General features: G+C 54.0%; 10 protein-coding genes. 4 read left to right on the top strand and 6 right to left on the bottom strand.

Going from position 1 to position 11,508, the window contains the following annotated elements:
* Nucleotides 1–7: 7 nt before the first annotated feature.
* Genes yidC through rpmH form a run of 4 tightly spaced genes read right to left on the bottom strand, consistent with a single transcriptional unit; the run spans nt 8 to nt 2,394 of the window.
* Nucleotides 8–1,654, bottom strand: a complete 1,647-nt coding sequence (yidC, locus tag ACLJZ5_RS20885; protein WP_000378278.1) for a membrane protein insertase YidC — start codon at nt 1,652–1,654, stop codon at nt 8–10.
* Between the two features lie 2 nt (nt 1,655–1,656).
* Nucleotides 1,657–1,914 carry a membrane protein insertion efficiency factor YidD gene (gene yidD, locus ACLJZ5_RS20880; RefSeq protein WP_001307474.1) on the bottom strand — a complete coding sequence of 86 codons (258 nt, stop codon included), beginning with the start codon at nt 1,912–1,914 and terminating at the stop codon, nt 1,657–1,659.
* Nucleotides 1,878–2,237 carry a ribonuclease P protein component gene (gene rnpA, locus ACLJZ5_RS20875; RefSeq protein ID WP_000239725.1) on the bottom strand — a complete coding sequence of 120 codons (360 nt, stop codon included), beginning with the start codon at nt 2,235–2,237 and terminating at the stop codon, nt 1,878–1,880. The genes yidD and rnpA overlap by 37 nt, the downstream gene beginning before the upstream one ends.
* A 16-nt stretch (nt 2,238–2,253) precedes the next feature.
* Nucleotides 2,254–2,394, bottom strand: coding sequence for a 50S ribosomal protein L34 (gene rpmH, locus ACLJZ5_RS20870; protein ID WP_000831330.1), 141 nt, complete (start codon nt 2,392–2,394; stop codon nt 2,254–2,256).
* A gap of 660 nt (nt 2,395–3,054) precedes the next feature.
* Here rpmH and dnaA point away from each other — a divergent pair.
* From dnaA to gyrB, 4 genes are all read left to right on the top strand, one after another.
* Nucleotides 3,055–4,455 carry a chromosomal replication initiator protein DnaA gene (gene dnaA / locus ACLJZ5_RS20865; RefSeq protein WP_000059093.1) on the top strand — a complete coding sequence of 467 codons (1,401 nt, stop codon included), beginning with the start codon at nt 3,055–3,057 and terminating at the stop codon, nt 4,453–4,455.
* Between the two features lie 4 nt (nt 4,456–4,459).
* Nucleotides 4,460–5,560, top strand: a complete 1,101-nt coding sequence (gene dnaN / locus ACLJZ5_RS20860) for a DNA polymerase III subunit beta (protein WP_000673474.1) — start codon at nt 4,460–4,462, stop codon at nt 5,558–5,560.
* 197 nt (nt 5,561–5,757) lie between these two features.
* Entirely contained in the window at nt 5,758–6,831 is a 1,074-nt protein-coding gene (gene recF / locus ACLJZ5_RS20855; RefSeq protein ID WP_024797546.1) for a DNA replication/repair protein RecF, read from the top strand.
* 28 nt (nt 6,832–6,859) lie between these two features.
* A complete protein-coding gene (gene gyrB / locus ACLJZ5_RS20850; protein WP_000072047.1) occupies nt 6,860–9,274 on the top strand; it encodes a DNA topoisomerase (ATP-hydrolyzing) subunit B in 2,415 nt (804 codons plus the stop codon).
* 18 nt (nt 9,275–9,292) lie between these two features.
* Here the strand turns inward: gyrB and ACLJZ5_RS20845 are convergent, their stop codons facing one another.
* Nucleotides 9,293–10,189 (bottom strand): LysR family transcriptional regulator, encoded by an 897-nt coding sequence (locus ACLJZ5_RS20845; RefSeq protein WP_001054599.1) that lies wholly within the window; start codon nt 10,187–10,189, stop codon nt 9,293–9,295.
* A 114-nt stretch (nt 10,190–10,303) separates the two neighbouring features.
* Nucleotides 10,304–11,497, bottom strand: a complete 1,194-nt coding sequence (locus tag ACLJZ5_RS20840) for a mandelate racemase/muconate lactonizing enzyme family protein (RefSeq protein WP_000975836.1) — start codon at nt 11,495–11,497, stop codon at nt 10,304–10,306.
* Between the last annotated feature and the right edge of the window lie 11 nt (nt 11,498–11,508).

Below are 11,508 nucleotides of genomic sequence, written 5' to 3'. Positions count from 1 at the left end.
CACCGAATCAGGATTTTTTCTTCTCGCGGCTATGCAGGCCACGCTTCTCCAGACCACGGTAAATCAGCTGCTGCTGAATGATGGTGACCAGGTTGCTGACGATATAGTACAGCACCAGACCTGACGGGAACCACAGGAAGAACACCGTAAAGATGACCGGCATAAAGGTCATGATCTTCTGCTGCATCGGGTCGGTCACGGTGGTCGGCGACATCTTCTGAATGAAGAACATCGTTACGCCCATCAGGATCGGCAGAATGTAGTACGGGTCCTGTGCGGACAGGTCATGAATCCACAGCGCGAACGGCGCATGACGCAGTTCAATGGAACCCATCAGCATGTAGTACAACGCCAGGAAGATAGGCATCTGGATGATCAGCGGGAAGCAGCCGCCCAGCGGGTTAACCTTCTCCGCTTTGTACAGGGCCATCATCTCCTGGCTTTGGCGCTGTTTATCATCGCCAAGACGTTCGCGCATCGCCTGAATTTTCGGCTGCAGCATACGCATCTTCGCCATTGACGTGTACTGCGCTTTGGTCAGCGGGTACATGATACCGCGAACGATAAAGGTAATGATGATAATGGAGAAGCCCCAGTTGCCCACAAAGCTGTGGATCCACTTCAGCAACTTGAACAGCGGCTGAGAGATGAACCACAACCAGCCGTAGTCCACGGTCAAATCCAGGTGCGGTGCAACAGCCGCCATTTTATCCTGAATTTCCGGGCCGACCCACAGGGTGCTGGTCATCGCGCCAGTCTGGCCTGGCTGTACCAGTACCGGCTGCGCTTTATAGCCGATAGCGACAATGCCGTTACCCAGATTGGCGGTGTAGAAATTGTTGGTGCCGTCGTTACGCGGAATCCATGCGGTAGCGAAATACTGTTGCAACATTGCCACCCAACCGCCTTTGGAGCTGACGTTGAGGTTTTCGTTATCGGCAATAGTGTCGAATTTGTATTTCTCATACTTCTCATCCGGCGTGGAGTACGCTGCGCCGCGGAACGTATGCAGCGCAAAGTTGCTGCTGCCGGTGTCGCGATGAGGAGGTAGGTTGACGGATTGTTTTAACTGACCAAAGGTGGAGACTTCCAGCGGTTTTTCGCCGGTGTTCTGCACGCTATAGTTCACGTTAACCGCATAATCGCCACGCTTAAAGACAAACGTTTTGGTAAACGTGTTGCCTGCGGCGTCAGTATAAGTCATCGGAACCTGCAGTTCGTTCTGACCGTCGGCCAGTACAAACGCATCTTTCTCGACGTTGTACAGCGGACGCGGGCCGTTCGCCGGGTTATCCGGGCCGTCGCGGCCTGTCAGGCCGCTTTGCGCCTGATAGATAAACTGCGGGGTGGTTTCCAGCAGCTGGAACGGTTCGTTGGAACCCAGTTCTTTCGGGTAAGCCGGGAGCAAGGCCTGCTCGACATCACCACCACGGGTGTTGATAGTCAAATCAAGCACATCGGTTTTCACCGTAATCATTTTCCCCTGGCCACTGGCTGGTACGCCCTGGTCGGCGGCGCTACCCGCTGCGGTGGTCGTTGTCTGCGTGGTCTGTTGAGTCTGAGGTTGCGGATTTTTATCCTGCTCCCAGGCTTGCCAGATCATGAAAGACACGAACAGCAAAGCGATGACTAAAAGATTGCGTTGCGAATCCATCGTTAGTGTTCTCTGGTATCAAATGGTCCGGGCGGGACGGGATCGTCACCACCAGGGTGTAAAGGGTGGCATTTTAATACGCGTTTCACCGTCAACCAACTGCCTTTTATCACTCCAAACCTGCGCAATGCCTCAATTCCGTAGCTTGAGCACGTTGGCGTGAAACGACAATGCGGCCCAAGCAGCGGACTGATCAGGCGTTGATAGACCCGAATAAGGGCTATCAGGACCCGCGAGCCAGGCGACAGTGGCGGCGCCATAATTTTTCCAACGCTTCCGAGAGAGCACGGTTATCGAGGTCGGCAACCCCTTTTTTCGCCACCACCACGAAATCCATTGCAGGAAGTTCATGCTGGCGCAGACGGAAGCTTTCACGCGTCAGACGTTTAATCCGGTTGCGTTCATGCGCACGTCGAACGTTTTTCTTGGCGACGGTAAGACCGATACGGGGATGCCCCAGCGAATTCAGGCGGCCGAGGATGGTGATTTGCGGCGTGCCAGCCCGTTGAGGTTGCTGGAAGACGAATGTGAAATGAGCGGGAGTTAACAAACGTAACTCCCTGGGAAATGCGAGCTTAACCACTCAGGGGTTAGCTTTATTACTTGGAAACGGTCAGACGAGCGCGGCCTTTAGCACGACGACGTGCCAGAACCTGACGACCATTTTTAGTAGCCATACGAGCACGGAAGCCGTGAGAACGGTTGCGCTTCAGTACAGACGGTTGAAAAGTGCGTTTCATGGCGATTTCTACCTAAACTTGAATAAATTCACTGACTTTTGCGTATACCCGAACAAACTTTGAACGACTTACGCCACAGTGTGGGTGATTAAAGAGGCCGGATTGTAATAATTGTACACTCCGGAGTCAATTCTCTTTCCTTATTTTCCCGCGATTTTCCACGCCTTTTTGTGCGGAAAATAAGCAGCGTTGACGCCATATGACGGGCATTGCGCGACGGGTGGAGAATTATACGGACTGCCAGGTAAAGCGCAAGGATCGCCTTGGATCTTTATGCGATCTTTTAGGCGTCTGCTCACCTTTACCTATTAATTTTTTCAATATGCGCGCGAAAGCGTACAGGAGTTCCCCTGGATCGATTACACTTATCCTTTCCTGGAAAGTCCTGTGGATAAATCGGGAAGAATCTGTGAGAAACAGAAGATCTCTTGCTCAGTTTAGGCTATGATCCGCGGTCCTGATCGTTTCAAACGATCCTGGTCAGGCATGAACACGAAATCTTTCAGACTGCGTGAAGTCGCGATCGTTTGAAAGATCCGTGAAAACCGCAGACAGCGGTTCGTGCGTCACCCTTCATGCAGGGTCTTATCGACGTGCGCCAACAATCATTAATGTATCAGCCTTTGTCATTTATCGACTTTTGTTCGAGTGGAGTCCGCCGTGTCACTTTCGCTTTGGCAGCAGTGTCTTGCCCGATTGCAGGATGAGTTACCAGCCACAGAATTCAGTATGTGGATACGCCCGTTGCAGGCGGAACTGAGCGATAACACGCTGGCTTTGTATGCGCCAAACCGTTTTGTGCTCGATTGGGTAAGAGATAAGTACCTCAACAATATCAATGGATTACTCAACACATTCTGCGGCGCGGATGCCCCACAACTGCGTTTTGAAGTGGGAACAAAGCCCGTTACGCAAACGCTAAAAACGCCTGTGCATAACGTTGTCGCGCCTGCGCAGACAACGACGGCGCAGCCGCAGCGCGTAGCGCCTGCGGCCCGTTCGGGCTGGGACAACGTACCAGCGCCGGCGGAGCCGACCTACCGCTCCAACGTCAATGTTAAACATACATTTGATAACTTCGTCGAAGGTAAATCCAACCAACTGGCGCGCGCGGCGGCACGTCAGGTGGCGGATAATCCTGGCGGCGCCTATAACCCGTTATTCCTCTATGGCGGCACCGGTCTGGGTAAAACTCACCTGCTGCACGCGGTGGGTAACGGCATTATGGCGCGCAAACCCAATGCGAAAGTCGTGTATATGCACTCCGAGCGCTTTGTGCAGGACATGGTAAAAGCCCTGCAAAATAACGCCATCGAAGAGTTTAAACGCTACTACCGTTCCGTTGACGCATTGCTGATCGACGATATTCAATTCTTCGCCAATAAAGAACGATCCCAGGAAGAGTTTTTCCATACCTTTAACGCTCTGCTGGAAGGCAATCAGCAGATCATTTTGACGTCGGATCGCTATCCGAAAGAGATCAACGGCGTTGAGGATCGTCTCAAGTCCCGCTTTGGTTGGGGGCTAACAGTGGCGATCGAACCGCCAGAACTGGAAACCCGCGTGGCGATACTGATGAAAAAAGCGGACGAAAATGATATTCGTCTGCCAGGCGAGGTCGCGTTCTTTATCGCCAAGCGTCTACGCTCTAACGTACGTGAACTGGAAGGCGCGCTGAACCGGGTGATCGCCAATGCCAACTTTACCGGCCGGGCGATCACTATCGACTTTGTGCGCGAAGCGCTGCGCGATTTACTGGCGTTGCAGGAAAAACTGGTCACCATCGACAATATTCAGAAGACGGTGGCGGAGTATTACAAAATCAAAATTGCGGATCTGCTTTCTAAGCGTCGATCTCGCTCGGTAGCACGTCCGCGCCAGATGGCTATGGCGCTGGCAAAAGAGCTCACCAACCACAGTCTGCCGGAAATCGGCGATGCGTTTGGCGGGCGCGACCACACTACCGTACTTCATGCCTGTCGTAAAATTGAGCAACTGCGTGAAGAAAGCCACGATATCAAAGAAGATTTTTCGAATTTAATCAGAACACTATCGTCGTGATCCTATGAAATTTACCGTTGAACGTGAACATTTATTAAAACCGCTTCAGCAGGTCAGCGGCCCGCTGGGCGGTCGTCCTACGCTGCCGATTCTCGGTAACCTGCTCCTCCAGGTAGCGGACGGTACGCTTTCTCTGACCGGCACCGATCTTGAAATGGAGATGGTCGCGCGCGTTACGCTTTCTCAGCCGCATGAGCCAGGCGCCACTACCGTGCCGGCGCGGAAATTCTTTGATATCTGCCGCGGCCTGCCGGAGGGCGCGGAGATTGCCGTTCAGTTGGAAGGCGATCGGATGCTGGTGCGTTCTGGCCGTAGCCGCTTCTCGCTGTCTACGCTGCCTGCCGCCGATTTCCCGAATCTTGACGACTGGCAAAGCGAAGTTGAATTTACGCTGCCGCAGGCCACGATGAAGCGCCTGATTGAAGCGACCCAGTTTTCGATGGCCCATCAGGATGTGCGCTACTACTTAAACGGTATGCTGTTTGAAACGGAAGGCAGCGAACTGCGCACTGTTGCGACCGACGGCCACCGTCTGGCGGTGTGCTCAATGCCGCTGGAGGCGTCTTTACCCAGCCACTCGGTGATTGTGCCGCGTAAAGGCGTGATTGAACTGATGCGTATGCTTGACGGTGGCGAAAACCCGCTGCGCGTGCAGATCGGCAGTAATAATATCCGCGCGCACGTCGGCGACTTTATCTTTACCTCGAAGCTGGTGGATGGTCGCTTCCCGGACTACCGTCGCGTTCTGCCAAAGAATCCGGATAAGCATCTGGAAGCGGGCTGCGATATCCTCAAGCAGGCGTTTGCCCGCGCGGCAATCCTCTCGAATGAGAAATTCCGCGGCGTGCGTCTGTACGTCAGTGAGAATCAGCTCAAAATCACCGCCAATAACCCGGAACAGGAAGAAGCGGAAGAGATTCTGGACGTGAGCTACGGCGGGACGGAGATGGAAATCGGCTTTAACGTCAGTTACGTGCTGGACGTGCTCAATGCGCTGAAGTGCGAAACCGTGCGCATTATGCTGACGGATTCCGTATCCAGCGTACAGATTGAGGATGCGGCGTCACAGTCGGCTGCTTATGTTGTTATGCCAATGCGCTTGTAAAGAATATCGGGCTATCTTACTTGTTATTCTGGCTCCGGGCAGTGCTCGCACAAAATACGAAGTATTTTGGACGTCTTATGGACGGCCCGAAGGGCGAGCGCAGCGAGCAATCCTCACGTACTCCAGTACGCTCCGGTTGCTGTGCGCTGGCCGTAACCAGACTAACTGCGCCGATAACGCCCTGGTTATGAGTTGATATGTCGCTATCCAGACTGCTAATCAAAGACTTCCGCAACATAGAAAATGCGGATCTCGCTTTATCCCCCGGCTTTAACTTCCTGGTTGGCGCCAACGGCAGCGGCAAAACCAGCGTGTTGGAAGCTATCTATACGCTTGGCCACGGTCGGGCGTTTCGCAGTTTGCAGCCTGGCCGCGTGATTCGTCATGAGCAGGAAGCGTTTGTTCTTCACGGGCGATTACAGGGCGAAGAGCGTGAGACATCGATTGGTTTAACCAAAGATAAGCAGGGCGACAGCAAAGTCCGTATCGATGGTACCGACGGTCACAAGATCGCGGAGCTGGCGCATTTAATGCCGATGCAGTTGATTACGCCGGAGGGGTTTACTTTACTCAACGGCGGCCCCAAATACAGAAGAGCGTTCCTTGACTGGGGATGCTTTCACAACGAAGCCGGATTCTTCACCGCCTGGAGCAACCTGAAACGATTGCTGAAACAGCGTAATGCCGCGCTGCGCCAGGTGAGTCGTTATGAGCAATTGCGCCCGTGGGATAAAGAGTTGATCCCGTTGGCGGAACAAATTAGTACCTGGCGGGCGGAGTACAGTAGCGCTATCGCACAGGACATAGCGGATACCTGTCAGCAGTTTTTACCTGAATTTTCCCTGACGTTCTCTTTCCAGCGCGGCTGGGAGAAAGAGACAGACTATGCGGACGTGCTGGAGCGAAGCTTTGAGCGTGACCGTATGTTGACCTACACCGCGCACGGGCCGCATAAAGCGGACTTTCGCATTCGCGCTGACGGCGCGCCGGTGGAAGATACCCTGTCGCGCGGGCAGCTAAAGTTATTGATGTGCGCCTTACGTCTGGCGCAGGGCGAGTTCCTCACCCGCGAAAGCGGGCGGCGCTGCCTGTACCTGATAGATGATTTTGCCTCTGAACTTGACGATGCGCGTCGCGGACTGCTGGCCAGCCGCTTAAAAGCCACGCAATCGCAGGTCTTTGTCAGCGCAATTAGCGCTGAACACGTTATAGACATGTCGGATGAAAATTCGAAGATGTTTACCGTGGAAAAGGGTAAAATAACGGATTAACCCAAGATTAAATGAGCGAGAAACGTTGATGTCGAATTCTTATGACTCCTCCAGTATCAAAGTCCTGAAAGGGCTGGATGCGGTGCGTAAGCGCCCGGGTATGTATATCGGCGACACGGATGACGGCACCGGTCTGCACCACATGGTATTCGAGGTGGTAGATAACGCTATCGACGAAGCGCTCGCAGGTCACTGTAAAGATATCGTCGTGACTATTCACGCCGATAACTCCGTGTCCGTAACGGATGATGGCCGTGGCATTCCTACCGGGATTCACCCGGAAGAAGGCGTTTCGGCGGCGGAAGTGATCATGACCGTTCTGCACGCGGGCGGTAAATTTGACGATAACTCCTATAAAGTCTCTGGTGGTCTGCACGGCGTGGGCGTCTCGGTAGTCAACGCTCTGTCGCAAAAACTGGAGCTGGTTATCCAGCGAGATGGCAAAATTCACCGTCAGATCTACGAGCACGGCGTGCCGCAGGCACCCCTGGCCGTCACTGGCGATACCGATAAAACCGGCACGATGGTACGTTTCTGGCCGAGCCACGAAACCTTCACCAACGTCACTGAATTTGAATATGAGATCCTGGCGAAACGCCTGCGTGAACTGTCATTCCTGAACTCAGGCGTCTCCATCCGTCTGCGCGACAAGCGCGATGGCAAAGAAGATCATTTCCACTACGAAGGCGGCATCAAGGCTTTCGTTGAGTACCTCAACAAGAACAAAACGCCGATCCACCCGAATATCTTCTACTTCTCCACCGAAAAAGACGGTATCGGCGTCGAAGTAGCGTTGCAGTGGAACGATGGTTTCCAGGAAAATATCTACTGCTTTACCAACAACATTCCGCAGCGCGACGGCGGTACTCACCTGGCAGGCTTCCGTGCGGCGATGACCCGTACGCTGAACGCCTACATGGACAAAGAAGGCTACAGCAAAAAAGCCAAAGTCAGCGCCACCGGCGATGATGCCCGTGAAGGTCTGATTGCGGTGGTTTCCGTAAAAGTACCGGACCCGAAATTCTCCTCACAGACCAAAGATAAGCTGGTCTCTTCCGAGGTGAAATCGGCGGTAGAACAGCAGATGAACGAACTGCTGAGCGAATACCTGCTGGAAAACCCATCTGACGCGAAAATCGTCGTCGGCAAAATTATCGACGCCGCGCGTGCGCGTGAAGCGGCGCGTCGCGCCCGTGAAATGACCCGTCGTAAAGGCGCGCTCGATTTAGCCGGTCTGCCGGGCAAACTGGCGGACTGTCAGGAACGCGACCCGGCGCTGTCCGAACTGTACCTGGTGGAAGGGGACTCCGCGGGCGGCTCTGCGAAGCAGGGGCGTAACCGTAAAAACCAGGCGATTCTGCCGCTGAAAGGTAAAATCCTCAACGTCGAGAAAGCGCGCTTCGACAAGATGCTCTCCTCTCAGGAAGTGGCGACGCTGATTACCGCGCTGGGCTGCGGTATCGGTCGCGACGAGTACAACCCGGACAAGCTGCGCTATCACAGCATCATCATCATGACCGATGCGGACGTCGACGGCTCGCACATCCGTACGCTGCTGTTGACCTTCTTCTATCGTCAGATGCCGGAAATCGTCGAGCGCGGCCACGTCTACATTGCGCAGCCGCCGCTGTACAAAGTCAAGAAAGGCAAGCAGGAACAGTACATTAAAGACGACGAAGCGATGGATCAGTACCAGATTTCCATCGCGCTTGACGGTGCGACTCTGCACGCGAACGCCCATGCGCCGGCGCTATCCGGCGAAGCGTTAGAAAAACTGGTCTCTGAATATAACGCCACGCAGAAAATGATTGGTCGTATGGAGCGTCGCTTCCCGAAAGCGCTGCTCAAAGAGCTGGTGTATCAGCCAACTCTGACCGAAGCCGATCTTTCTGATGAGCAGACTGTAACGCGCTGGGTGAATGCGCTGATTACCGAGCTGAACGAGAAAGAGCAGCACGGCAGTCAGTGGAAGTTCGATGTTCATACTAATACGGAACAGAATCTGTTCGAGCCGATCGTTCGCGTGCGTACGCATGGCGTGGATACCGATTATCCGTTGGATCACGAGTTTGTGACCGGCGCGGAATATCGTCGTATCTGCACGCTGGGCGAGAAGCTGCGCGGTCTGATTGAAGAGGACGCGTTTATCGAACGCGGCGAGCGTCGCCAGCCGGTAACCAGCTTCGAGCAGGCGCTGGAGTGGTTGGTGAAAGAATCACGTCGCGGTCTGGCTATCCAGCGTTATAAAGGTCTGGGTGAAATGAACCCGGATCAGCTGTGGGAAACCACCATGGACCCGGAAAGCCGCCGTATGCTGCGTGTGACCGTCAAAGATGCGATTGCTGCCGACCAGCTGTTCACCACGCTGATGGGTGATGCCGTTGAGCCGCGTCGTGCCTTTATTGAAGAGAACGCCCTGAAAGCAGCGAATATCGATATTTAACCTGCCTTAATCCCCGGCCTACCGCTGGTTGGCCGGGGCATCATGATGTTCATCGACATAGCTGAATAAAAAATCTCTAAAGCGCTGCGTGGCGGGCGTTTGTGCGCGCCACGCATGGAAATAAAGGTTCATATTGCGCCGCAGCGGAGGCGTGAGCGAACAGGTCGCTAATTGGTAGCTTTTGGCGTAATGGCGGGAAAAGGTTCCGGCGATCACCACGCCTTCACACTGCGCCGCCAGCGACATGGCGGTCGCCATATGTTCCACCGTCATTTTGGGCTTAATGCGCACGCCAGCGGTCGCGGAGATCATCGGAACGGATTCGTTGCCGACGGCGATCAGCTCTTCGCTTTGAATCTCTTCCCAGCGAACCGTTTTTTTATGCAGCCGATAGTCCGGATGGCAGTACAGGGCGATTTCCGTTGTGAACAGCGTTTGTTTGTCGATTTCCGGCTCCAGCGGCCGCTCCGGGCCGATACCAAAATCGGCTTCTCCCAACATAATGCTTTTTTGTAATTGCGACATGGGCTTATCAATAAGCTGTACGTGGGTATGCGGATGCTGCCGCTTAAAGGCATGGATGATTTGCGGCAGAAAAGCACAGGCGATCAGCGGCGCGCCAACAACCCGCACCAGGGATTTTTTGATCTCTTTCAGGTCGCGGGCATAATTTTCGGCCCGTTGAAACTCTTCAACAACCCGCATGGCGGCGGGTAAAAACTTTTCGCCGTCGGGCGATAGCTTCACCACGCGCGAAGTGCGGTCGAAAAGGGAAACCTCCATCTGGCTTTCCATTTCGTTGATTAAACCGCTAACAGCTCCCTGCGTGATGCACAGATATTTGCTGGCGGCGGTAAAGCTACGCAAATCCGCAACGGCCAGAAACGCGCGAAATTGCCGGATAGTTAAATTCATTTGCCACCTGTCTTACCCCTTTACAGAGAAGATTTTATCTCAGGCTGGATAAGGTCGCGTTGATACGACTCGCAAATACAGGGGGTCTGCCTGCGGCGCAGGCAGACAGTTGGCTTATTTTACGGTGATGGTTGGTGATTTTTTCATGGTTTCTTCGGTCAGTTCCTGGCCGATGCCGGGAAGCTCCGGAACGTCGTACATGCCGTTTTTCGGCAGGTAGTTGTATTTACAGGTCTGTGTATTCGGCTCCAGCAGCGCATACCGGTGCAGTTCGTGGATGACGAAGTTAGGGATTGCGGTTTCCATATGCAGCGCCACCGCTGTGGAAATCGGCCCGCCGCAAACGTGGATTTGCACCGTTTTGTCGTAAACATGCGCCATATCGCAGATTTTCTTCACTTCGGTGATGCCGCCGCAGGTGCAGATATCGGGCTGAATAACGCTCAGGCTGCCGTTTTCCAGGAAAGGACGGTATCCCCAGCGCCAGTAAATGCGTTCGCCAGCCGCCAGTGGAATATTAACTTTATCAGCCACTTGTTTCATTTGTCCGGGGTTTAACGGCATAACCGGTTCCTCGTAGTAGAAGATGCCCAGCTCTTCTATCATGCGGCCAAACTGAATCGCCGAGGTGGTGTCCGTAAAGGCGTGCATTTCGGCGATGATATCCACGTCCGGGCCGACCGCATCGCGAATGGCGGCCATACGGTCGTAGCCCAGGCGCAGGATTTTATCGGTGAGCGGCCCGTTGAGGTTTTGCTGGTTCCAGTTGCCGTGGCGATCCATTGCGACGGTATCCACTTTTATTGCGTCATAGCCTTCGCTGACGGCGGTCAGCGCCGCCTGTGCATACTGCTCCGGCTCGGTCAGCATATCTTTATCGCTGCCGTCCCCCCAACCAAACTGTAGCTGACTGGCGTAGGTTCTTATTTTCTCGCGGCTTTTGCCGCCAAGCATTTTATACAGCGGTACGCCCCACGCTTTGCCTTTGATATCCCACAGCGCGATATCGATGCCGCTCATCGCCGCGGAAAAAATGCCGCCGCCGCCCTGCCCCCAGAAGGTTTTTTTGAGCATTTTTTCCCAGATAGCTTCGTTATTCATCGGGTCCATGCCGATGATAATGGCGGCTAAATCTTTTGCCATGCCGATGCCCGCAGAGGCGCCGACGCCGTAAGCCAGCCCGACTTCGCCAAAACCGGAAATGCCTTCGTCGGTATTAATTTTTACCACCACCGGACGCCATTTGCTGGTGGCGGACGCAAAATCGTTCGCCACATCAATAATATCAACGCTGGTAATTTTCATCATTTACTCCTCGT

Origin of the sequence: Salmonella sp. 5800 (assembly GCF_046558195.1) — a bacterium.
GTDB classification, from domain to species: Bacteria; Pseudomonadota; Gammaproteobacteria; order Enterobacterales; family Enterobacteriaceae; genus Salmonella; species Salmonella enterica.
Note: the sequence above shows the minus strand (reverse complement) of the source record. Positions and strands in the feature narration are given on the sequence as shown.

What these genes read in the sequence shown, in the direction of transcription:
- yidC (WP_000378278.1), bottom strand. Translation starts at nt 1,654, where the DNA reads ATGGATTCGCAACGCAATCTTTTAGTCATCGCTTTGCTGTTCGTGTCT.
- yidD (WP_001307474.1), bottom strand. Translation starts at nt 1,914, where the DNA reads ATGGCGCCGCCACTGTCGCCTGGCTCGCGGGTCCTGATAGCCCTTATT.
- rpmH (WP_000831330.1), bottom strand. Translation starts at nt 2,394, where the DNA reads ATGAAACGCACTTTTCAACCGTCTGTACTGAAGCGCAACCGTTCTCAC.
- dnaN (WP_000673474.1), top strand. Translation starts at nt 4,460, where the DNA reads ATGAAATTTACCGTTGAACGTGAACATTTATTAAAACCGCTTCAGCAG.
- recF (WP_024797546.1), top strand. Translation starts at nt 5,758, where the DNA reads ATGTCGCTATCCAGACTGCTAATCAAAGACTTCCGCAACATAGAAAAT.
- gyrB (WP_000072047.1), top strand. Translation starts at nt 6,860, where the DNA reads ATGTCGAATTCTTATGACTCCTCCAGTATCAAAGTCCTGAAAGGGCTG.
- ACLJZ5_RS20845 (WP_001054599.1), bottom strand. Translation starts at nt 10,189, where the DNA reads ATGAATTTAACTATCCGGCAATTTCGCGCGTTTCTGGCCGTTGCGGAT.
- ACLJZ5_RS20840 (WP_000975836.1), bottom strand. Translation starts at nt 11,497, where the DNA reads ATGATGAAAATTACCAGCGTTGATATTATTGATGTGGCGAACGATTTT.